At 74.1% G+C, this 22,399-nt stretch carries 17 protein-coding genes; 6 read left to right on the top strand and 11 right to left on the bottom strand.

The genetic code is table 11. From position 1 onward, the window contains the following. Positions 1-8: 8 nt before the first annotated feature. The gene (locus tag ACFY01_RS18230) at positions 9-443 is read right to left on the bottom strand and encodes a roadblock/LC7 domain-containing protein (protein WP_390736731.1); all 435 of its coding nucleotides are present in this window, start codon (positions 441-443) and stop codon (positions 9-11) included. Next, on the bottom strand, positions 440-3,286 hold the full coding sequence (locus ACFY01_RS18235) for a nitrate- and nitrite sensing domain-containing protein (protein WP_390736732.1): 2,847 nt from the start codon (positions 3,284-3,286) through the stop codon (positions 440-442). Before ACFY01_RS18235 ends, ACFY01_RS18230 begins: the two co-directional genes overlap by 4 nt. A 403-nt stretch (positions 3,287-3,689) precedes the next feature. Between ACFY01_RS18235 and ACFY01_RS18240 the strand changes: the two genes are divergently transcribed. After that, positions 3,690-4,259: a hypothetical protein gene (locus tag ACFY01_RS18240; protein ID WP_390736733.1), complete on the top strand. Its 570-nt coding sequence runs from the start codon at positions 3,690-3,692 to the stop codon at positions 4,257-4,259. Between the two features lie 3 nt (positions 4,260-4,262). Here ACFY01_RS18240 and ACFY01_RS18245 read toward each other — a convergent pair whose 3' ends face one another. The 4 genes from ACFY01_RS18245 to ACFY01_RS18260 form a co-directional block, all read right to left on the bottom strand. Continuing rightward, positions 4,263-8,939 (bottom strand): hypothetical protein, encoded by a 4,677-nt coding sequence (locus tag ACFY01_RS18245; RefSeq protein WP_390736734.1) that lies wholly within the window; start codon positions 8,937-8,939, stop codon positions 4,263-4,265. A 39-nt stretch (positions 8,940-8,978) separates the two neighbouring features. Further along, positions 8,979-9,857 carry a hypothetical protein gene (locus ACFY01_RS18250; RefSeq protein ID WP_390736735.1) on the bottom strand — a complete coding sequence of 293 codons (879 nt, stop codon included), beginning with the start codon at positions 9,855-9,857 and terminating at the stop codon, positions 8,979-8,981. A gap of 38 nt (positions 9,858-9,895) precedes the next feature. Beyond that, on the bottom strand, positions 9,896-11,422 hold the full coding sequence (locus ACFY01_RS18255; protein WP_390736736.1) for a hypothetical protein: 1,527 nt from the start codon (positions 11,420-11,422) through the stop codon (positions 9,896-9,898). Positions 11,423-11,502: 80 nt separating this feature from the next. Next, entirely contained in the window at positions 11,503-12,255 is a 753-nt protein-coding gene (locus ACFY01_RS18260; protein ID WP_390736737.1) for a GntR family transcriptional regulator, read from the bottom strand. A 127-nt stretch (positions 12,256-12,382) separates the two neighbouring features. Here ACFY01_RS18260 and ACFY01_RS18265 point away from each other — a divergent pair, with 127 nt between their 5' ends. The 5 genes from ACFY01_RS18265 to ACFY01_RS18285 are packed head-to-tail and all read left to right on the top strand — an operon-like array spanning position 12,383 to position 16,792. Continuing rightward, positions 12,383-13,702: an MFS transporter gene (locus ACFY01_RS18265; protein ID WP_390736738.1), complete on the top strand. Its 1,320-nt coding sequence runs from the start codon at positions 12,383-12,385 to the stop codon at positions 13,700-13,702. Next, positions 13,699-14,529, top strand: a complete 831-nt coding sequence (locus ACFY01_RS18270) for a putative hydro-lyase (RefSeq protein WP_390736739.1) — start codon at positions 13,699-13,701, stop codon at positions 14,527-14,529. Before ACFY01_RS18265 ends, ACFY01_RS18270 begins: the two co-directional genes overlap by 4 nt. A 24-nt stretch (positions 14,530-14,553) precedes the next feature. Then, positions 14,554-15,312 (top strand): LamB/YcsF family protein, encoded by a 759-nt coding sequence (locus ACFY01_RS18275; protein WP_390736740.1) that lies wholly within the window; start codon positions 14,554-14,556, stop codon positions 15,310-15,312. Then, positions 15,309-15,926, top strand: a complete 618-nt coding sequence (locus ACFY01_RS18280) for an allophanate hydrolase subunit 1 (protein WP_390736741.1) — start codon at positions 15,309-15,311, stop codon at positions 15,924-15,926. The genes ACFY01_RS18275 and ACFY01_RS18280 overlap by 4 nt, the downstream gene beginning before the upstream one ends. Beyond that, on the top strand, positions 15,923-16,792 hold the full coding sequence (locus ACFY01_RS18285; protein WP_390736742.1) for a biotin-dependent carboxyltransferase family protein: 870 nt from the start codon (positions 15,923-15,925) through the stop codon (positions 16,790-16,792). The genes ACFY01_RS18280 and ACFY01_RS18285 overlap by 4 nt, the downstream gene beginning before the upstream one ends. A gap of 3 nt (positions 16,793-16,795) precedes the next feature. On the opposite strand, the gene ACFY01_RS18290 is transcribed toward ACFY01_RS18285, so the two are convergent. From ACFY01_RS18290 to ACFY01_RS18310, 5 genes are all read right to left on the bottom strand, one after another. Beyond that, complete coding sequence (locus tag ACFY01_RS18290; protein ID WP_390736743.1) at positions 16,796-17,644, bottom strand: SGNH/GDSL hydrolase family protein; 849 nt, start codon at positions 17,642-17,644, stop codon at positions 16,796-16,798. After that, the gene (locus tag ACFY01_RS18295; protein ID WP_390736744.1) at positions 17,641-18,882 is read right to left on the bottom strand and encodes a glycosyltransferase; all 1,242 of its coding nucleotides are present in this window, start codon (positions 18,880-18,882) and stop codon (positions 17,641-17,643) included. Before ACFY01_RS18295 ends, ACFY01_RS18290 begins: the two co-directional genes overlap by 4 nt. Beyond that, positions 18,879-20,009, bottom strand: coding sequence for a glycosyltransferase family 4 protein (locus tag ACFY01_RS18300; protein WP_390736745.1), 1,131 nt, complete (start codon positions 20,007-20,009; stop codon positions 18,879-18,881). Before ACFY01_RS18300 ends, ACFY01_RS18295 begins: the two co-directional genes overlap by 4 nt. Before the next feature lie 139 nt (positions 20,010-20,148). Next, positions 20,149-21,567 (bottom strand): HEAT repeat domain-containing protein, encoded by a 1,419-nt coding sequence (locus ACFY01_RS18305; protein WP_390736746.1) that lies wholly within the window; start codon positions 21,565-21,567, stop codon positions 20,149-20,151. Positions 21,568-21,866: 299 nt separating this feature from the next. Continuing rightward, on the bottom strand, positions 21,867-22,259 hold the full coding sequence (locus tag ACFY01_RS18310) for an ankyrin repeat domain-containing protein (protein ID WP_390736747.1): 393 nt from the start codon (positions 22,257-22,259) through the stop codon (positions 21,867-21,869). Positions 22,260-22,399: the final 140 nt, after the last annotated feature.

The raw sequence follows: 22,399 nt of genomic DNA on the forward strand, positions 1-22,399 counted from the left end.
TCATCCCACTACCCGCCGGCGGGCAGATCGGTGCGCGGGGCGGTGCCCAGATGCACGCCCACCCGCTTGACCAGGAGTGTCATCTCGTACGCGACCTGTCCGACGTCGGAGTCGGCGTCCGAGAGGACGGCGAGGCAGCTGCCGTCGCCCGCGGCGGTCACGAACAGGAAGGCGTCGTCGAGCTCCACGACCGTCTGCCGGACACTGCCCGCCTCGAAGTGGCGGCCGACGCCCTTGGCAAGGCTGTGGAAGCCGGAGGCGACGGCGGCCAGGTGCTCGCTGTCCTCCCTGGTGAGGTCCTTGGACACCCCCGTGGGAAGGCCGTCGCCGGAGAGGACGACGGCTTTGCGGATGCTGGCAACCCGGTCGACGAGGTCGTCGAGGAGCCAGTTCAGCTCCCCGTTGTTCGTCGCGCTGTGGCCGGTCGCCTTCGGTGCGGTCATCGACCGTCCCCCTTTGTCGTTCCTTGTGCTGTGCCGTTCCGGGCCCCGTCGCCCGTGGCGTTCTCCTCTCGGCCGCGCTGCCAGCCACGCTGGAGCGAGGCCATGCGGCTGCGTACCTCGTCGGCGTCGCGCTCGACGGGCTCCGCCTGGCGCTGGGCCCGCCGTTTTGGGTCTTGCCTCAATTGTGGGGCCAGGCTGGCCTGCCGGACGCGCCTCGGGAGCTCTCCGGTGCCGGCCCCGGTGTCCTGGGGGGTGCCTGCGGCGGGCGGGCCGGACTCGCCGGGGCCGCCGCCGGAACTGATCGCGGGGCGACGGATCCGCCGGGGCAGCGCCGGGGCTTCCGTGGGCTTGGCCGCGTCGGCGGCCGGGGACTGGGCTCGTGCGTCGACGCGGTCGGCCAGTCCGGTGGCGCGGCGCGTTGCCGCCTCGCCGCGCCGGCGGTTCGGCAGCGGAGCCGGGCCCGCGTCCGCTTCCAACCGGAGGCGGCCGGAGTCCGATCGGGACCTGTCGTCCGCCTCGTCGCGCGGGGGCCGCTGTTCGGTGACGGGCCGCCCGTGCGAGGTGACCAGCTTGGGCGTACGGCGCCGGGGCAGCGGCACGGGTGCGTTCGGGCGGTCGTCGGCGTTCGGCGGGTTCCCGGCGCCGGAGGAGTGCTGATGGAGCTCACCCATCCGGGCCGGGGCCTCGTCGTCGGCGTCGGCGAGAGAGCGGCGGGGGCGGAACAGGCTGCCCCGTTCGCTTTCCCCGTCGGTGAGGGCTCCCGGGAAGCCGTCGAGGGCGTCCAGGTCGACGGGTGCCTCGAGCTCGACCGGTCCGTCCAGGAGACCCGGCGGCAGGCCGGGCAGCTGCGCGGGCGCCTGGCTGAGGGCCGACGCACGGCTCTCCTCGCGGGTGGCCGCCTTCGTGGGCCGGTCCCGGTCGAGGCGGAAGCCGATGCCGTTGGTGTCCGGGACGTCGTCCGTGAGCAGGACGTCGGGGATGAAGACGACGGCGGTGGTGCCGCCGTAGGGCGACGGCTGCAACGAGACCCGGGCGTTCTGGCGCTGAGCGAGCCGGCTGACCACGAACAGGCCGAGCCGGTCGGTGTCGGAGAGCTCGAACTCGGGTGTCTCGGCGAGCCGCAGGTTGGCTTCCAGCAGCGCTTCGGCGGCCATGCCGAGACCCCGGTCGTGGATCTCCAGCGTGAAGCCGTTGGCGACCCGCTCGCCGAGGACCTGCACGGCGGTGTGCGGCGGAGAGAAGACCGTGGCGTTCTCCAGCAGCTCGGCCACCAGGTGGGTGAGGTCGGCGACGGCCGGGCCGGTGACGGCGACGCGCGGCAGTCGGCGGACCTCGATGCGTTCGTAGTCCTCGACCTCGGCCACGGCCGCCCGGACGACATCCATGAGCTGCACGGGCTTGCGCCACTGCCGCGAGGGAGCGGCGCCGGAGAGGATCACCAGGCCCTCGGCGTGCCGGCGCATACGGGTGGTGAGGTGGTCCAGACGGAAGAGGTCGGCGAGCTCGTCGGTGTCCTCGGTCCTGCGCTCCATGGTGTCGAGGAGCGTGAGCTGCTTGTGCAGCAGCACCTGGCTGCGGCGGGCGAGGTTGACGAAGACCTCGGAGACGCCCGCGCGCAGTTCGGCCTGCTTGACAGCGGCCTCCACGGCGGCGCGCTGCAGGGTGTTGAGCGCCTGGCCGACCTCGCCGATCTCGTTCTTGTCGTATTCCAGGCGCGGGGCCTCGGTCTCCACGTCGACGTGCTCGCCCGCGGACAGCCGGCGCATCACACTGGGCAGCCGGACGCCGGACGCCTCGTGCGCCTCGAGGCGCAGTTGCCGCAGATCGCGGATGAGGCTGCGGCCGACGCGTACGGACAGGACCACGGAGAGCAGCAGGGCGACGAGTCCGAGGGCGCCGGCGACTGCCGCCTGGACGATCACTGAGACGGCCACCGGGCGGACGCGGTCCTGGTAGCGGTCGCCCACCTGGTCGTCCAGGGTGCGGAGTTCGTCGAGCACGTCACCCGCGGCGGTGTCCCAGGTCCTGGCGGTGACGCCGTGGGGCGTTCCGGAGCGGATGGCGATGACGTCCTGTTCCGCGCTGCGCAGCGACGCGGTGGTGGCGTTCTTCCAGAAGCGGTCGTAGCGTTCGCGTTCCGACGACGGCAGCAGCGGCAGGCTGATGTCGTACAGGAGGTTGCGCTGGGCGACGAGGTCGGAGACTTCCCGGGTCTCGTCGGCGGAGAGTTTTCCGACCACCAGGGCGGAGCCGACCAGGGCGTCCTCGCGGGAGAGCAGCTCGCGGGCGCGGGTGACGTTGACGAGGGCGCGGGCCTGCTTGTCCGATTCCACGTCGTCGATGCCGTCGAGCGAGGCCAGCAGGGTGTAGCAGGGGTCGACGAGGTGGTTGTAGCGGTCGAGGGCCTGGGCGCGGTCGACCGTGCCCTCCTCGACACTGCGGCGCAGGGAGTCGATGCCGTCCAGGCCGTCCAGGGCCGCGGTGAGACGCTCGCGGTCGTCCGCGTCCATTGCGTCGACGGTGTCGGAGTCCTTGGCGTTCTTACGGAGCTTGCGGACGGTCTCGTCGGTTGCGGCCCGGGTGCGGCGCAGGGCGGTGAGCGCGTCGGAGGCACGGGGGTCGGCGAGGTAGACGAGGGTCTGGCGGCGTTCCTGCTGGAGGACACGGGCGGTGTCCTCGGTGGGGTAGCCGATGTGCTCCACGACGTCCGTGACGTGGAACAGCTGTGCCACTTCGCGACCCGTGAGCACGGTCGCGAAGCCCCAGATCGCGGTCAGGGACACCAGCGGCACGAGAAGCAGCGCCACGATCTTCCGGCGGATGGACTTCCCGCGAAAGCGCATGGCCTCCCCCAGCTCGACCCCCGCCGGTCGGGGGTGCTCATGTGCGTCAACAAACGGCGCGAGCCTACTACCGTCGCACCGTTAACTCGAAGACGCGTCCGGAAGGTGAACTTCCGCGCCCACGTCGAGACATGGCGAGTTGTCCGGGCATTGCGGGAGATTGCCACCGTGATCGACGTGGTGAAGGGGAGAACGGCGGGACCGGTTAGGCGGACCGGTTGGCCGGAATTTTTCGGCCGTTGGGAATCTTCGTGACGCTTCGTTCGTCCTTCATACGGGAGATGAGTGCGGAATCGGCCACAGGAGTCGCATCCCGCACCTGGGCGGCGTAAAACAGCGCAAGCCGGGCAGTCGCTGGGGAGTTGGTGTCTTCGGACGCCGGAGCGAGAGCGGTGTGCCGGCGGTGGGGAGTGACACGGTGATGGGCACGGCGGAGCGGAGCAAGGCGCCCGAGGGCGGCGGGGCGGTACGTGCGGAGGAGCTGAGCGGCCCTCAGGCGCCGGTCAGCGGCATTCGGCCGCACGGGCGTGGGAAACCGGACGCAAGTGACGCGGGGTCGGCGCGGGCGCAGGAACAGCCCTCCTACCAGCCGTTGTGGGTGGAGGAGCCGGCGCGGCGGCGACGGCTGCCCGACCCGGTGCGGACGGCGGCTGTCAGGGCGGTGTTGCTCATCGCCGTGACGCTCATTCAGGCGATGGTGGCCTTCCTGTGCACGATGGCCGGGTCCTGGCTGGCGTTCCCCATGGTGATCAGCAGCGTGGCGAGCACGGTCGTGGCCACCTGGGGCGCGGTCGACGTATGGGTGACCCACCAGGTGTGGAACCAGCGCAACGGCGTGGTGTCGGAGCCGAGCAGCACGGCCCGCTCACTGCGGCGTGAGCGGCGCACCGCCCGGCGGGAGGAGCGGGCCGCGGAGCGGGCCCAGGCGCGGATACGGCGGCGGGGCGGGGCAGGGCAGTTGTCCCACTCCTGACCATCAGGGGGTGGCGGAGGCCGGCCGCTTGAACATCCGTGTCGCCGTGATCTCGCTGTGCACCGCCTCCCCCGCCTGCGGCTGCTGGGGAAGGCCTGGGCGGAGGTGTTCCTCCACGCTGATGTACTTCAGGCCCGCCCTGAGGTCGGCGTCGTTGCGCAGCCGGATGACCAGCGGGAACTCGGCGAGCGCGGTCGTGTCGAACAGGCCGGTGGTGTAGAGGAGCTGGACGCCGAGCGCGTCGGACACGGCGCGCTGGAGTTCCAGCAGGTACGTGGCGTTGGCGCGGCCGATCGGGTTGTCCAGGAACAGCGTGCCCGCGTGGCGGTGCTTGTCCCGCCCCCGGTCGTTCGACCGCAGCGCCGCCATCGTGCAGTAAAGGGCGATGGCCGCAGTGAGCAGCTGGCCGCCGGAGAACACGTCGCCCATCTGCCCGACGGGGACGCGTTCGGCGCGCAGCACGGCGTCGGGCTTGAGGATCTCGACGGCCACGCCCTTGGGCTGGAGCGCGGCGGCGACTCCGCGCAACAGCAGGGACATGCCGTCGCGGCGCAGGTCGGAGTTCTTCCGCACGGCGGCCCGGGTCGCCTCGTCGATGACCTCGCCGAGCCGCTCGGTGAGCGTGGCCTGGTCGGGTTCCTCGAAGCGGATACGCAGGAACTCCTGTCCGGACCACTCGCCGAGCCCCTCGGGCAGGCGCGACAGCCGCTGGGCGGACCGGAGGGTGGCGAGGGCCGACTCCACGAGCCCGCGCAGCCGGTCCACGATCGAGTCGCGGTTGCGTTCCAGCTGCTCCAGCTCGTCGGTGAGGACGCGCAGTCGGGGTGCGAAGGCGTCCGCCCACTTCTGGGCGTGCTCGGGCAGCGCGGAGGCGGGCAGCTCGCGGATCTGTTGCCGGGCGGGGGTGCGGACCTGTTCGTAGCGGGTGGAGTTGGCGTGCCGGACCAGGACGTCACCGGCCTCGCGCACGGCGGCCTCGGCGGTTGACAGGTCGGCGGCGCAGCCGCGCAGCGAGCGGCGGGCCTCGGCGGCTGTCTGCCGGGCGTCCTCCAGGCTGCCGGGGTAGGGCTCCGGCTCCTCCGGCTCCTCGTCGGTCACGTGTTCACGGAGCAGGTCGCGGAGCATGGCGGCGATCTCGTCGAAGCCGCTCGCCGCCTCCTCGGCGGCCCGGTGGGCCTCGAGCAGCTCGGCGTGCGCCTCGCGGGCCTGGGCCAACGCCTCGGTGCGGGAGGCCAGTTCGGCGGTCGCCGTGCGCAGCAGGGCCTGGGCGTGCTCGGCGTCGCGCGGGACGAGTTCCTCGGGCAGTTCGGTGTGCGCCTCGCCGTCCTCGGGGGCGTGCCGCTCGGCTTCGCCGCGCAGCCGGCCGAGCTGCTCGCTGGCGCTGGACATACGGGTCTCCAGGAGCTGCACCAGCTCCTCCGCGCGCGCGACGGCGGCCTGCCGAGAGGGGCCGTCGGAGCCGTCGGGCGACTCGAGCAGCTGTTCCGCGCGCGTGCGGACCTTGTTGCTGAGCCGGTCCAGTTCGGCGCGGGCCGCGCTTTCGTCGCTCTCCGCGCGGGCCTGCTCGGCGCGCAGGTCGGCGCCGACGCCGACCTTCTCGTACACCTGGGAGGCGGCCCGGTAGGCCTCACGCAGCGCGGGCAGCGACGCCTTGGGCGCGTCCGCGTCGGTGTCCGGTACGTCGTCGGGCGCGCCCGCGATCTCGGCGCGTTCGGCGCGCAGTGCGCGGGCGGTGCGGCGGGCGTCGTCGGCGGCCCGCTGGGCGGCACGGCGGTCCTCGTCGGCGGCGCGGGCGCGCTCCAGGCAGGCCTGGGCGCGGGCCTCCGACTCGGCTGCCTCGTCGGCGAGTTCCCGCACCTTGACCTGCCAGCCCGCGCGCTCGCGCAGCCGGAAGGCGAGCCCGGCGAGGGCATCGGCGGCGCGCCGGGCCTTCTGCGCGGTCTCCTGCCGCTCGTCGCGCACCTGCGCGGCCTCGGCGGCGGCCTCGTCGGCCTCCGCGCGCACGGTCCGGGTTTCGGCGAGCTCGGTCTCGGACTCCTCGGCGAACGCACGCGTCTCCTGTGCGGTCCGCGCCAGCTCGGTGAGGCGTCCGGCCGGGCAGCCGGTGCGCCAGGAGGCGAGCCGTGCGGCCAGCTCCCGGTCCTTGCCGAGCCGGACGGCGAGCGCCCGGATCTCCTCGTCCCGCTCGGTGGCCCGCGCGCGCAGCGTCTGCCGCTCCTCGTCCGCGGCGTGCTCGTCGTGCATGGCCGGGTTCGGTGGGACGAGGAAGACCTGGGCAGCGCCCCCCGGGGTGGTGTCCTCGGCCGGGGTGGGGGCGAGCAGCGCGGCGGCGGTGCCGACGGCCACGGCGGACCGGGGCAGCAGGGCGGCCTCGCCGAGCACCTCGCGGGCCCGGGCGTGCGTGTCCGGGTCGGTGATGATCACACCGTCGACCAGCTCCGGGCGGGCGGCGAGCACACGCGCGTGGTCGGCGGGGTCGACGGCCTGGGCGAGGTAGCGCCAGCCGGGCAGCGCGGGGATGCCGTGCTCGCCCAGGTACTCGACGGTGGCCAGGACGTCGGGGCCGGGCGGCAGCAGTCCGCCGTCGCCCAGCGCACCGAGGATCCGGGAGTCGTCGGCGGCGGCGGTGCGCAGTTCGAAGAGGTGGCGTTCGGCGGTGCCGACGGCGTCGTCGAGGAGTTCGCGCAACTCGTCGGCGAAGCGGTCGAGTTCCTCCGGCGTGAGAGGAGTGGGGGAGCCGGGAGAGCCGGTGGAGGCGTCACCCGGCCTGGCCGCCGGTACCGGGCGGGTGTCGCTGTCGTGCCGGGGCTGGGGAATGCCGGGTCGTACGTCCTCGCTGGTGAGGCTGAGCAGCTCCGCGAGCCGCTGCTCCGCCGCCAGGGACTCGGCGAGCCGGCGCTCGGCCTCGTACGACCGTTCGGCCGCCGTCGCCGCGTCGGCCGCGCGGGCCGCCGTCAGCTCCGCGCGGGACTCGGCGGAGGCCGCCTCACGCGCGTGTTCGGTGGCCTTGCGGGAGGCCTCGCGGGCCACGTCCCAGGCGGCCACGGCGGTCTTCTCGGCGTCGCTGGCGGCGAGCGCCGCGCGCGCGGGGTCGGCGTCGGGCGCGCTGTCGTCGAGCCAGCCCGCGCGGACCGCCTCGGCGGTCTCCTGCTCGACCTCGCTGAGCCGCTGGCGCAGGTGGCCGGCCTCGCTGCGGGCGCGCTGTGCCTCGGTGGCGGCGGCGGTCGAGTCGCGGTACGCGGAGTCGTTGACCTGCTGGAGCGCGGCCGAGCGCTCCTCCTCCTCGTTGGCGAGGTTCTCGGCGCTCTCGGCGGCGGAGTGCAGGGCCCGTACGAGGTCGACGGCGGCCTTGGCGCGGGCGGCGAGCGCGGGGGCCGCGTCCCGTTCGGCCTCCTGGATGGCGGCGGCCACGCGCGCGACGCGGTCGGCGGCGGCGCGGTGGCGCAGCACGGCCTCGGCGGCCTGCCAGGCGGAGTGCAGGGTGCGCGCGTCGGCGAGCTCGCGCTTCTGCGCCGCGGCGGACTTCTCCGCGGCGGCGAGCGCCAACGAGGCGTGCCGGTAGGCGAGTTCGGCGGCGATCAGCGCGCTGCGCTCCCGCGCGCCCTCGGAATGCGTGACGGCGTAGGCGGCGGCCGTGACCCGCTGGGCGAGATCCGCGGCGCGCACCCGCTCCTGCACGCCCCGCGCGGAGAGCCGCCGGGCCAGGGTGCGGGTGCGGCGCTCGGCACCGGCGTGGATGTCACGCGCGCGTGAGCGGGCCTCGGCGGCCTCGACGATCCGCCCGAGCAGGTCGACGGACCCGGCGGTGAAGTCCCGTTCGGCGATCAGTTCGGCGCGCCGGCCCAGTTTGTTGCCGAAGCCGCTGACCAGGTCGGCGAGTCCGTCGGTGTCGCGGGTGTCGGTGACGGCGCGCAGCAGCAGGTCGGTGAAGTCGGAGTCCTTCTTCACCGCGAAGAGGCCGGCCGCCTCGCCCTCGTCCGCGTTCATCTCCCGCTGGTAGCGGAAGAGTTCGGGGTCGAGGCCGAGCTCGCCGAGGTGCTCGATCCAGCGGTCGTGGATCTCCTCCCAGTGCACCTCCAGGTGCGGGTACGCCTTGCCCGCCTCGGTGAGGGCGTCCCGGAAGCCCTTCATGGTGCGGCGGCGGCCCTGCGCGCCCGACTGGCCCTCCACGGGCGGCCGTACGGCGGTGGACTCGGCGACGGGCAGGTTGTCGAGGCTCAGCCCGGGTCCGGGCCGGAAGGAGTACCAGGCCTCGGCGAACTTGCGCGGGTCGTTGGACACTTGACGGCCGCGCCACTCGCTGGCCTTGCCGACCACGACGCACTCGCCGGTCAGCACGTGCTGCCACTCCAGGGCCACGTGCCCGCAGTCGTCGGCGAGCAGGAACTTGCGCAGCACGCCGGAGCTGGCGCCGCCGAGGGTGTTGCGGTGACCCGGCAGCATCACGGAGAAGATCAGCTTGAGCAGGACGGACTTGCCGCCGCCGTTCTCCAGGAAGAGCACACCGGCGGGCGCGGGCCGGCGAGGCGGGCCGACCGGCTCCTCCTCGAAGAACTCCGCCTGGGTGGGCGCGGGTTCGGGCACCGGCTCACCCACGCCTCGCAGGTCAAGCACGGTGTCGGCGTAGCGCGCACCGGCGGGTCCGATGGAGTAGAGGCGGACCCGGGACAGCTCGTACATGGCGGACTCTCGCGTTAAGTCTTCGGCAGGTCGGAAGGTTCAGGAGTGGAACGGCAGCCCGGCGTCGGCCACCAGATCCAGGTCGTCGGTGTCCTCGGCGGGCAGCAGGCTGGCCGTGCCGTCGGTGACCGGGACGACGCCCAGCTCCAGGAGCTCGGCCATGGCGGCGCCGCCGGCCAGGTCGCGTACCTGGAGCTGGTAGCGGGCGGTCGTGCGGTAGGTACCGCCGTTGTCGTCGCCCGTGCGCTGGAGGAACCCGGAGTCGGTGAGGAATCCGACGGCCTTCGCCACGATGCCCGTGGTCGAGGCGGCCGGCCGGCGTGCGTCCTTGGTGGCTCCGGTCGCGCTGCGCCTGGCCCAGATCCGCCAGGCGGCCTCAAGTCCGGGCGCGTCGGTGGCCGGGTCGGTGTTCTCGCCGAGCTCGTCGGCGCGCTCCTCCAGACGCCGGCAGGCCTGCCGGACGAAGGCGTCGACGCCGTTGACGCTGACGCGCCCGATGTAGCCGTCGTCGGCCAGGTCCTCCGGCCTCGGGAACGCAAGCGCGGCGACGGCGAGATGGGCCAGCCCGTGCAGGAACCGGTCCCCGGAGTCGGCGGACGTGCGACGCGCGTAGTCACCCATGCGGACGGCGAACACCGAGTCCTCGGCGGCCGTCACGGCCATCCCCGCGCGCGGGGACACCTCCAGCACCACGAGCCCGAGTCCGGCGGCGACGGCGTCCGCGAGCCGCGCGAAGGGCGGGTCCTCGCGGTAGCGGCGCAGCAGTTCGGTGTACTCCTGGTCGCGGGCGGGCTGGAGCTTGGGCTGGAGCCCGAAGGCGACGAGCCGGGCCGCGTCGGCGGCGTCGGCGGGGGTGACGGCGGAGCTCGCCGGCGCGGCGGCAGGCTCGGGCTCACTCCAGTCGACGTGCTCGGTCACGGCTTCGGCTCCTTGTCGCTCGCTCGGTCACTCATCACTCATGCTGCTTCCGTCCGGTCCGCGGCCATCCCCGCCGCGTCCAGCAGGGCGGTGCCGACGATGAGATCGGCCCCGCCGAACTCGGGGTCGTCCAGCTCGGTCCCGTCGTCCACGGCGAACAGCAGCTTCTCCTCGCCCTGCCGGTAGGCGGTCCCCACCGGCGGGCTGGCCGCGTGCACGGCGAGCAGCGCCACCAGGTAGGGCAAATCGGGGTCCTGCAGTCGGGCTTCGGCCAGCAGCCCGGACAGCCGTCGGGGCGCGTCCGCCGGGAGGTCCAGCAGTTCCGTCGCCGCGGCCAGCTGCTCCTCGCTGAACCGGCTGTCGTCCGGGGTGGCGATCAGGTCCGGCTCGGGCATCTCGGCGCCCAGGTGTTCGCGCTCCATCGGCGGCGTGAGCAGTATGTCGACGAGATCGACGACCCGGACCGACACCGGCGTGCGGAGGCCCGTCCCGCGCGCGAAGAAGGCGTCCGTGACCCGGATGGCCTGCTCCAGGGGCAGCGGGAGGACGGGCGCGACGAGGTGTCCGTACAGGTCGATGCCCGAGGTGGTCAGCGGAGTGGCGAAGGCCTGCCGGTCCTGTTCGGCGCGGAAGAGGGGTCCGGCCTCCAGCAGGCGCGACTGGAGCTGGGTGTGCCGCCGGATGCAGTCCTTGACGATGTCGACCAGTTCGGCGGCCCGCCGCTTGTGCTCGGGGTCCTCGGTCTCGTCGCGTGCCTTGCGGATGTTGGTGAGGATCGCGTTCTCGTGGCGGTACCGGTCGGCCACGTGGTCCAACGCCTCGGTGATCATGTCGGGCACGGCGGTGAGCCAGTCCACCGCGCGGACGTTGCGCCGGGTCGCGTCCAGGGCTCGGCGCAGGGTCTCCGAGTACTGGACGGTCCGGTACCGTGCCTGCTCGGCGGCGAGCTGGGCGTCGGCGAGGCGGCCGCGGCTGATGAGCACCTCGAGCTTGACCTCGGCGGCGATCTGGGCGCTGGTGACATCGGTGTCGAGGGCGCCGACGAGGACGTTGACGGCTTCGTCGGTGGTCCGGAGGTAGATCGTGCCGCCGGGGCCCGGGACCTCCTCGATCAGCTTGAAGTCGTAGTCGCGGCGCACATAGGTGCCGTCCGGCGCGAACGTGCCGTACACCGCGCGGAAGCCGCGGTCGACGCTGCCGACGTTGATCAGGTTCTCCAGGACCCAGCGGGCCACGCGCTCGTGCTCGGCGACGGGCCGCTCGGGGGCCTGGGCGGCGATGCGCGGGATGAGCCTGGCCACGATCTGCTCGTGGTCGGCGCCCGTGTCGAAGTCCATGTTCAGCGTGACGAGATCGATGGCCGCGAGGGCCACCTCGGCCATGCCGTACACCGAGTACTCGCCCGCCAGGTTGGCCTTGCGCGCGTCGAGGTCGTGCAGCGGCGCGGTGCAGGCGAGCGCCCGCAGCCGCCGGGCCAGCCCCTCGTCGGCGGCCGGGCCCGGCGCCGGGCGCGGCCCCGCGGTGAACTGGGGCGGAACGCTGTCCGTCGATGCAGGCGAAGTCACGGTGCACAGACTAGGTCCTCGGTCTGACAACGACCCAAACGACGCAGAAGCGACGGCCGTCACACAGACGCGAGGCGGCCTCAGTCGTCGTCCCGTGCGTCCCGTGCGTCCCGTCCGTCCTGCCCGTCCTGTCCATCCCGTCCGTCCTGGCCGACCCGGCGGCGGTAGACCTCCACGATCCGCTCCAGCGAGTCGGCGAAGTACGTGTGGAGCAGCTTTTCCGCCTCCGCGCGGTCCCCGGCCTGCAACGCCTGGAGGATCTGACTGTTGCGGGCGAGGTACGGCTCGTGCAGCGCCCGCGGGTCGTCGACGACATGGAAGGCGAGGCGCAGTTCGGCGAAGACGCTGCGCATCAGTTCGTCGGTGCGTTCGCTGCCGGCCAGGGCCACCAGTTCCCGGTGGAAGTGGAAGTTGGCCGTCCCCAGTCCTTTCCAGTCATGCGCGACGGCCGCCTGCTGCCCCTCCGCGATCGCTCCGGCGAGTCCGTCCACGGCGTACGGCGGCTCGCCGAGCTCCCGGACGACGGCGCACTCGACGAGGGCGCGGATGCGGTAGATGTCCTCGACGTCCTCGACGGTCAGGACCCGGACGAACACGCCCCGGTTGAGCTCGTGGACGAGCAGGCGCTCATGGGTGAGCAGCCGGAACGCCTCGCGCAGGGTGTTGCGGGAGACGCCGAGCGCCCCGCCGATGCTGTCCTCCGACAGCCGGGTGCCGGGCGGGAAGTAACCCTCGGCGATGCGGCCTCTGAGGATGTCCGAGACCCGCTCGGCGGTGCTGGTGCGCCCCAGGAGCGCGCGGTCGTCGGCCAGTCCCGTCAGCTGCTCTGCCATGCCCGGAATTCAACCGCAGACACAAGGACGATACAACACGGGTATTGAAGGATCGTTGAACGATCCTCTACGGTGCTCGGCACGGCTCACGTCTCCGCACCCTCCGTCCTCCCTCTGCGAGGTGCCCATGAGCACGACCCCTCCGCCACAGTCCGTGACACCAGGCGCGCCGTCGGCGCAAGGCGAACACAGCGCCGCGGACGGCCCCTTGGGCTGGCTGCACGCTCTCGGACCGCGCGGCCGCCGCGCCTTCGCCGGTGCTTTCGGCGGATATGCCCTGGATTCCTACGACTACTTCACGCTGCCGCTGAGCATGGTGGCGCTGGCGGCGTACTTCGGCCTCGACAGCGGCCAGACCGGACTGTTCACCACCGTCACACTGGTGGTCTCCGCGATCGGCGGTGCCGTGGCGGGCGTGGTGGCGGACCGCGTCGGCCGGGTCCGGGCGCTGATGATCACGGTCATCACCTACGCGGTGTTCACCGTGGCCTGCGGTTTCGCGCCCACCTACGAGACCCTGCTGGTCTTCCGGGCCCTCCAGGGCCTCGGCTTCGGCGGTGAGTGGGCGGTCGGCGCGATCCTGGTCGCCGAGTACGCGAGCGCCCGGCACCGGGGACGCACGCTGGGCGCGATCCAGAGCTCATGGGCCGTCGGCTGGGCGCTGGCGGCGATCGTCTACACGCTGGTGTTCTCCTTCGCGGGCGACGACCTGGCCTGGCGCGTGATGTTCTGGACCGGCGCGCTGCCCGCGCTGCTCGTGGTGTGGCTGCGCCGCCGCGTGCACGACGCCCCGCAGGCGAGCGCCGCCCGCGAACAGAGCCCGCAGCGCGGGTCGTTCGCGGCCATCTTCCGGCCGGGCACGGCCGAAGCGCCGGGACTGCTGCGCACGACGGTCTTCGCGGGTCTGCTGTCCACGGGTGTGCAGGGCGGCTACTACACACTGGCGACCTGGGTGCCGACGTACCTGAAGAGCGAGCGCGGCCTCTCGGTCGTCGGCACCGGCGGCTACCTGACGTTCCTGATCTCCGGTGCCTTCCTCGGCTACCTCACCGGCGGCTACCTCACCGACCGGCTCGGCCGGCGCCGCAACATCTGGCTCTTCGCCCTGCTGTCGGCCGTCTGCATCCTGGCGTACGCGAACATCCCCAGCGGCGCCGACACCCTGCTGCTGGTGCTCGGTTTCCCGCTCGGCTTCTGCATGTCGGCCATCTTCAGCGGATTCGGCTCCTACCTGAGCGAGCTGTACCCGACGGCGGTGCGCGGCACCGGGCAGGGCTTCACGTACAACACCGGCCGTGCGGTGGGCGCGGTCTTCCCGACCCTGGTGGGCTTCCTGGCCGACAGCTGGGGCGTGGGCGGCGCGCTGGTCTTCGGCGCGATCGGGTACGGCATCGCGGCGCTGGCCCTGCTGGGGCTGCCGGAGACGCGCGGAACGGAGCTGCGGTGACCACGGCGAACCGCACCGGGGACCGCCCCCTGACCGCGGTCGAGGAGCACGCGCACGCGTGGAGCCCGGGAGCCGCGCGGGAGCGCTTCCGGGAAGGCCTGGCGGGCCCCACGGCCGGGGTGGCGGCCGGTCACACACAGGCCAACCTGATCTCGGTGCCCGCCGACTGGGCCTACGAGATGCTGCTGTTCTGCCAGCGCAACCCCAAGCCCTGTCCGGTGCTCGACGTCACGGACGCCGGTTCGTGGACCACCGTCCTCGCCGAGGGCGCGGACCTGCGCACCGACCTGCCGCGCTACCGGGTGTGGGTGGACGGCGAACTGGTCGACGAGCCGACGGACGTGCGTGCGCACTGGCGGGACGACCTGGTCTCGTTCCTGCTCGGGTGCAGCTTCACCTTCGAATGGGCGCTGACCGGGGCCGGTGTGCCGATCCGCCACGTCGAGCAGGGCCGCAACGTGCCGATGTACGTCACCAGCCGCCAGTGCCGTCCGGCGGGGCGGCTGCGCGGCCCGATGGTGGTCTCCATGCGGCCGGTGCCGCCGGAGCATCTGACAGCCGCGATCCGGGAGAGCAGTCTGCTCCCGGCGGTGCACGGCAGCCCCGTGCACTGCGGCGATCCGGCGGCGCTCGGCATCGACGACCTCGGCCGGCCCGACTTCGGCGACCCGGTGGAGGCCGAGCCGGACGACATCCCGGTGTTCTGGGCCTGCGGGGTGACCCCGCAGGCGGCGGTGATGGCCTCGCGCCCGCCGTTCGCCATCACGCACGCGCCGGGCCAGATGTTCCTCACCGACGCCCGCGACGAGCAGTACCGCGTGCTCTGACCGCACTGACACGGAAGAAGATCCATGACCTCGATCGATCTGAACGCCGACCTCGGCGAGGGCTTCGGCCGCTGGCGGCTCACCGACGACGAACGGCTGCTGTCCGTCGTCACCAGCGCCAACGTGGCCTGCGGCTTCCACGCCGGGGACGCGGCCACCATGCGCCGGGTGTGCGAGCTGGCGGCCGAGCGCGGCGTCACGATCGGCGCGCAGGTCTCGTACCGGGACCTGGCGGGGTTCGGGCGGCGCGCGATGGACGTGCCGCCCGCCGAACTGGCGGCCGAGGTCGCCTACCAGATCGGCGCCCTGGAGGTGTTCGCACGCGCGGCGGGCGCGCGCGTGGCGTACGTGAAGCCGCACGGTGCCCTCTACAACCGGGTGGTGCACGACGAGGAACAGGCCGGGGCGGTGATCGAGGGCACGCTTCTGGCGGACGGGTCGCTGCCGGTCCTCGGCCTGCCCGGCTCGCGCCTGCTGGAGCTGGCCCGCAAGGCGGGGCTGCCGGCCGTCACGGAGGCTTTCGCGGACCGTGCGTACACCGAGGAGGGCACGCTCGTGCCGCGCGGCCGGGACGGGGCGGTGGTCAGCGATCCGGAGGCGGTCGTGGAGCGCTCGGCGGAGCTCGCGCGCTCGGGCACGGTCGCCGCGCACTCCGGCGAGCGCATCGAGGTGCGCGCCCGCTCCCTGTGCCTGCACGGGGACACGCCCGGCGCGGTCGAGCTGGCCCGTCGGGTGCGCGAGCGGCTGGTCGCCTCGGGCGTGACCGTGGAGGCCTTCGCATGAGGACGCTGCCCGTCGGCGACCGCGGGCTGCTGGTCGAGCTGGCCTCGGGCGAGGAGGCCCAGGCACTGCACGCGGAACTGCTGCGGCGCCGTGCGGAAGGGCTGCTGTCCGTCCGTGAGATCGTGCCCGCCGCCCGCACGGTCCTCCTCGACGGCCTCGACGCCCCGGAGCTCCTGGCCGCCGAGCTGACCGCCGCCGAGGTGCCGCCCGCGGCCCCGCGCGCGCGTGAGACCGTCGAACTCCCGGTCCGCTACGACGGCCCGGACCTCGCCGACGTCGCCGCCCACTGGGGCGTTCCGGCACACGAGGTGGCCCGTATCCACGCGGCCACCGAGTTCACCGTCGCCTTCTGCGGGTTCGCCCCCGGATTCGGCTACCTCACCGGCCTCGCGCCGCACCACGACGTGCCGCGCCGGGCCACCCCGCGCACCTCCGTCCCGGCCGGCGCCGTCGGGCTGGCCGGCCCGTACACCGGTGTGTACCCGCGGTCGTCGCCGGGCGGCTGGCAGCTGATCGGCACGACCGACGCGGTCCTGTGGGACCACGCGCGCGTGCCGGCCGCGCTGCTGTCACCGGGCACCCGCGTCCGCTTCGTACCGGTGGGGGAGGCATGACCGACCGGGCGCTCGTGGTGGTACGCGCCGGAGCGCTGACCACCGTGCAGGACCGGGGGCGGCCCGGGTACGCCCACCTCGGTGTGCCCCGTTCGGGGGCGCTCGACCCGCCCGCGGCGGCACTCGTCAACCGGCTGGTCGGCAACGCGCCCGGCGCGGCCGTCCTGGAGACGACGCTCACCGGCTGCGCACTGCGCCCGCGTTCGACGGTCACGGTGGCGGTCGCGGGTGCGCCGTGCCCCGTGCGGGTGGGTGGGCGGGCGGCCGCCTGGGGCGCGCCGGTGGTGGTGCCCGCCGGTGAGGTGCTGGAGGTCGGGGCGGCCGAGCGGGGAGTGCGCGCCTACGTGGGCGTCGGTGGCGGCATCGCCGTCGAGCCCGTCCTCGGCAGCCGTTCCGCGGACCTGCTGTCCGGTCTGGGGCCGGCGCCGCTCGCGGACGGGGCGGTGCTGCCCCTGGGGCGGCCCTCCGCCCCGCACGCGCGCGTGGACGTCGCCCCACAGCCCGGCCCGCCCGCCGATCTCGTGCTGCGGGTGACGCTCGGCCCGCGCGACGACTGGTTCACACCCGGGGCCGTCCGCGACCTCACCGCGCGGACGTTCCGCGTGTCGTCGGCGAGCAACCGCATCGGGCTGCGTACGGAGGGACCCGCCCTGGAGCGGGCCCGCCCCGGCGAACTGCCCAGCGAGGGCATGGTCCTGGGCGCGGTCCAGGTCCCCCCGAACGGCCGGCCCGTGGTGTTCCTGGCCGACCACCCGACCACCGGGGGCTACCCGGTGATCGCGGTGGTGCGCGCCGCCGACCTGCCGGCGGCGGGGCAGGCGCTGCCGGGCACACCGGTCCGCTTCGTGGCCGTCCGCCGCCGTTGACCCTCAGGCGGCGTCCGGGCTCTCCACGACCGACAGCGAGGCCAGCGCGGCGGACACGGCGTGCGCGGTGCGCAGGTCGAGGCGGGCGCTGGTGCCGCGGGCGCGGTGGCGCATCTCGTCGGCGGCCAGCCCCAGCAGCTGCGGCAGCAGGTCGGTGCACCGGCGGGCCACCCAGCCCGTCCCGGCCGTGGCCAGCCACCACAGGCTCGCCGACCGGGTGGGCGCGGGGGACTCCGGTTCCGCCGAGGGCGCGGGCCCGCGCGCGGCGCCCGCCTCCGTGAGGAGGGCGTGGAAGCGCACGGCGAGCTGGCGGTGGCCGCGCTCGCCGGGGTGCAGCCGATCCGCGCTCCACAGCGCGCGGTCGGTGAGCCAGGCGCCTTCCGAGGCGTGCAGGTGGACGGCGCCGTACCGCTCGGAGAGCGCGTGCACGACCGCGTTGACCGCGCGCTGCCGCCGGGCGAGCGGACGGGCCAGCGCGCTCGGCAGTCCCAGCATCGTGCCGGGGTCGGGCAGGCAGGCCGTGAGCAGAACGGCGCCCTGGCCGGTGAAGGCGGCGTAGACCTCGTCCAGCCGGGCGGCCACCGCGTGGATGTCGAAGGTGCACCGCAGGGTGTCGTTGACGCCGATGACGACCGACACCAGGTCCGGGCGCAGTTGGAGTCCGGCCGGGGTCTGCCGCTCCAGCACGTCACGCGTCTGCGCCCCGCTGAGGGCGAGGTTGGTGAACTCCACGTGCCCCTCGGCCAGCCCGTCGGCCAGCAGCGCGGCCCAGCCGCGCCGGCCGTCGCCGACGGGGTCGCCCACGCCCTCGGTGAGCGAGTCCCCCAGGGCCACGAAGCGGACCGGTCTCATGCGACGCCCTCCGCGACGCCACGACGGGAGGATGCCGTCTCATCGCCCGCGTGGGGACGCTGCTGTGCCGTCCCGCCGTCCTCGGAGGGACGGCACAGCACCGCGGCGTCGTGCGCCGCCAGGAACGCCTCCACCGCCGCGCCCCAGCCGAAGCACTCCGCACGCGCGCGTGCCGCCTCCCGCCGTTCCGGCTCGGAGCGTGCCAGGAGCAGCTCCACCGCGTCCGCGAAGGCCGCCCCGCGGTCGGCCGCCGTGGCCCCGGCGGCACCGATCACCTCGGGCAGCGCCGACGACGCGCTGGCCACCACGGGCGTACCGCACGCCATGGCCTCCAGGGCGGCGAGTCCGAAGGTCTCGGCGGGCCCGGGCGCCAGGCAAACGTCCGCGGCGGCCTGGAGCGCCCCCAGCAGACCCCGGTCCGCGACGTGCCCGAGGAAGGTCACCGGCAGCCCGCGCTCCCGCGCCCGCTGCTCCAGCCGTCCCCGCAGCGGCCCGTCCCCGGCCACCACGAGCACCGCGCACCGCCCGCGCCGCAGCAGCGCGTCCAGGGCGTCGAGCGCCGTACCGGGCCGCTTCTCCACGGACAGCCGGGAGCACATCACCAGCAGTGCCTCGTCCACGCGCGCGTGCCGCGCACGCAGCTCCGCGTCGCGCAGGGAGGGGTGACGTTCCATCAGGTCGACACCGAGCGGGGCGCGTACGACGTTGCGCGCGCCGATCCGGACGAACTCCCGCTCGGCGAACTCGGTGGTGCACACGACCCGCGAGTACACGTGAGCGGTGCGCAGGTTGAGGGCGTCGGCGGCGCGCCGGGAGAGGTTCTCCGGCAGGCCCCAGGTGCGCAGCACGCCGTCGGCGGTCTCGTGGGAGACCATCACGGCGGGGACCCGGGCCCGCCGTGCCCACCTGCCGGTCCACCGCAGCGTCGTACGGTCGGACACCTCCAGGCGGTCCGGGGCGAGGTCCTCCAGGAGGGCGGCGACGCGCCGTTTGTCGGTGAGCACGCGGTAACCGCCGGTGCCGGGCAGCAGCGGGCCGGGCAGGGTGATCACGCGGCCCTGCTCGGTCTCGCGGTCGGTGTGGCGCTCGCCGGGGACGACGAGGACGGGTTCGTGGCCCGCCGCCCGGAAACCCCTGCCGAGTTCACGCAGGGCGGTGCGCAGGCCGCCCGAGGCGGGGGCGACGAAGTTGGCGAGCCGCACGATCCGCAGGGGCCGGGTGCCGGCTTCGCCGGTCATGCCGCCACCACCGTCTGCCGCGCGCCGAGCACGTCCTCGTAGTGCGCGATCAGCTGGTCGCCGACCGCCGCCCAGGTCCGTCCCTCGACCATGGCCCGGCCCGCGGCGCCGAAGGCGGTCCGCGGTGCCGCGTCGGCGGCCAGGGCGGCCACCGCGTCCCGTACGGCATCGGCGTCGCACGGCGGCACCAGCAGCCCGGTGCGGCCGTGGGCCACCAGGTCGAGCGGTCCGCCGGCGGCGGGCGCCACGACCGGCACGCCGCTGGCCATGGCCTCCTGGACGGTCTGGCAGAAGGTCTCGAAGGGGCCCGTGTGCGCGAAGACGTCCAGCGAGGCGAAGATCCGGGCGAGTTCGTCGCCGGTGCGGCGGCCCAGGAAGACCGCGCCTGGCAGTACCTCGGCCAGGTGGTCCTGGCTGGGGCCGTCGCCCACGACGACGACCCGGACGCCGTCCAGGCCGCAGACCCCGGCCAGGAGCTCGACCTGCTTCTCGGGGGCGAGCCGCCCGACGTAGCCGACGATCAGTTCGCCGTTCGGGGCGAGTTCGCGGCGCAGCGCCTCGTCGCGCCGGTCGGGGCGGAAGCGGACGGTGTCCACGCCGCGCGGCCAGAGCCGTACCCGGGGCACGCCGTGCGCCTCCAGGTCGTGCAGGGCGGCGCTGGAGGGGGCGAGGGTGCGGTCGGCGGCGGAGTGCACGGAGCGGATGCGGCGCCAGGCGGCCGCCTCGCCGGCGCCCATGTAGGTGCGGGCGTATCCGGCCAGGTCGGTCTGGTAGACGGCGACGGCCGGGACGCCCAGCCGGGCGGCGGCGGCCATGCCGCGGACGCCGAGGACGAAGGGGCTGGCGAGGTGGACCAGGTCGGCGCGGTGCTCGGTGACGGCCGCGGCGAGGCGCCGACTGGGGAGGGCGACGCGGACCTGGGGGTAGCCGGGGAGCGGGAGAGAAGGGACATGGACGACGGGGCACGGCGCCGCGAGGGCGTCGGCCTTGACACCGGGCGCGGGCGCCGGCGCGACGACGAGCGGAAGGTGACCGCGATCTACGAGGTGCCGGGCGGTCTGGAGCGCGCAGTGGGCCACGCCGTTCACATCGGGGGGAAAGGATTCGGTCACGATGACGACACGCATAAGGGTGTTGTCGCCGCGCTGGACGTGGCCGCGTCAACGTGGATCTTTCCGGACGAGGAACGTCCTGTGAGCGTTGCACTGCACACCCGAGCAGGTCAGGCCGTGTCCATGCCCTCCTGACCCGCGGGTCATCCGGTGTTCACGCGGTGAGCCCTTCCGGTCCGATCCGGCTGCGTACGGCGGTCTGGACCTCGGCCTCCTCGGCCGGGTCGGCGGCGAGCCGGCGTAGTTGATCGACCACGCGGGCGTCGCCGGTCTCGGCGTGCCGGGCGGCGATTTCGCGGGTGGTCTCCTCGCAGTCCCAGAGGCATTCGACGGCGAATCCGGCGGGGAAGGAGGGATCGGTGGCGGCGAGCGCGCGGGCGGCGCGGCCGCGGAGATGGGAGGAGGCGGTCTCGCGGTAGATGTGGCGCAGGACGGGCGCGGCGCAGGCGATGCCGAGGCGTCCGGCGCCGTCGACGAGGGTCCACAGGGTCGGTGCGTCGGGGCCCTCGCCCCGTACGGCCTCGCGGAGGGCACCCAGTACGAGGTCGCTGTCCTGGGCACCGCCGCGGCAGGCGAGCATGCGTCCGGCGGCGGCGCCGAGGGCGTCGGGCCGGTGGGCCCAGCCGCGCGCGCGGTCGACGGCGGCGATGCTGCGCATCCGTTCGAAGGCGTCCACGGCGGCCTCGACGACGGGCGTGGTGCCGTCGGCGACGGCGGCCTCGACGAGGTCGAGGGCGACGGGGTCGTTGCTGTCGGCGAGGTAGCGCAGGGCGGTGCACCGGGCTCCCTCGGTGCCGTCCTTGGCGGCCTGCACGATCTCCGGCCGGTCCTCGGGGCCCGCTACGGCGACCAGGCAGCGGGCGGCCGGGACGTGCAGGGCCGCACCGCGCTCGACGCCCTGCTGGGCCCATTCGAGGACGGCCCGCACGCTCCAGTCCGGGCGGGGGCCGCCGGGCCGCATCTGCCGCTGCCAGCGGTCGAAGCAGCCCGCCTCCTGGGCGGCACGCACGCGCGTGGCGATCGATTCGCGCGGATCCTCGGCCCACAACCGCCACGGCCGGGGCTCGAAGGCGTCGCGGACGGCGGCGGCCAGCTCGGCCTCGCCGTCGGGGTCGGTGGGGAAACGCGCCAGGACGGGAGCGGCGAGGGCGCGCAGGGCCGCGTCGTCGTCGCGGAGCGCCAGCTCGTCGAGGGCCCAGGCCCAGTTGGAGCCGTGCGCGGCGTACCTGCGCAGCAGTTCGAGCGCGTCCCGCCTGCCGTACGAGGCGAGGTGGCCGAGGACCGCGAGCGCCAGTCCGGTACGGGACTCCTCGGTGTCCAGGACGTCCTCGGGGTCGAACAGGTGCGCCTCGATGGCGTCGAGTTCACCGTTCAGGTCGAGGTACAGGCGGGCGTAGTACAGGGAGCGGTTCTCCACCTGCCAGTCGTGGCGGGGATCGCGCAGCACGCAGTGGTCCAGGGCCGCGAGCGCCTCGGCGCGCGGGGCGGTGAGCGCGTGCAGCGTGCCGTCGCCACGGCCCCGCTGGAGCAGGCCGAGCAGCGTACCGCTGGGCGCTATGACCGGATCGAACATGGGAAACAGCCTCACATCAAGCGTCGACGCAACCGGGGAACACGCACTACCTGGCCGCGTGACACAACGTCGGGGCGCCCGCCGTCTCTTGCTTGCTGTAGACCATCTCTCTGCCTCTCGTCTGTGGCCCATGCGGACCGCATCACGGCCCGCGTGGTGCGGCAACACCTGCCCAGCCATCGCGTCCGTGAATCACGACGTCATGATGACCCGCGGGTTTCTCCTGCCGCGACCGTATTTCCGGCGGCCCTTTACCGCCTCCCCCGTTTTTCGTGTCGTGCCTGGTCAGGACGTTCGGATCAGTGTGCGCCGAACAATTCCAGGAGTTCCGTCTTACCGAACATCCGGGCGGTGTCGACGGCCGACGGGGTCCCCGCCCCGGGGTCCGCGCCGCCTTCCAGAAGTGCTTCGATCACGTCCGTCTCACCCTTGAAGACGGCTCCCGCGAGCGGGGTCTGGCCCCGGTCGTTCACCTGGTCGGGCGTGGCGCCGCGGGCGAGGAGCGCCCGCACCGCCTCGGCATGGCCGTGGTAGGCGGCGAGCATGACCAGCGAGTCACCGCGGTCATTGGTGAGGTCGGCCGGAACCCCCGCGTCGACGTACGCCACGAGTGCCTCGGTCCGCCCCTTGCGGGCCAGATCGAAGATCTTGGTCGCCAGCTCCACGACCTCGGGGTCGGGGGCTTCACTCATCGGCCTGACCGCCTCTCCTTGGAACTTGGGAACTCCGGGGCCCCGGGGGGCTTCCGGTGACGGGGGGAGCGTACGGCAGCGGTGCGACCCGCCGCCGTACGAGTGAATCGCCAGCGTACTGGTTCCGGGGGAACATGACC

It is taken from the genome of Streptomyces sp. NPDC001480, assembly GCF_042894725.1.
Taxonomy (GTDB): domain Bacteria; phylum Actinomycetota; class Actinomycetes; order Streptomycetales; family Streptomycetaceae; genus Streptomyces.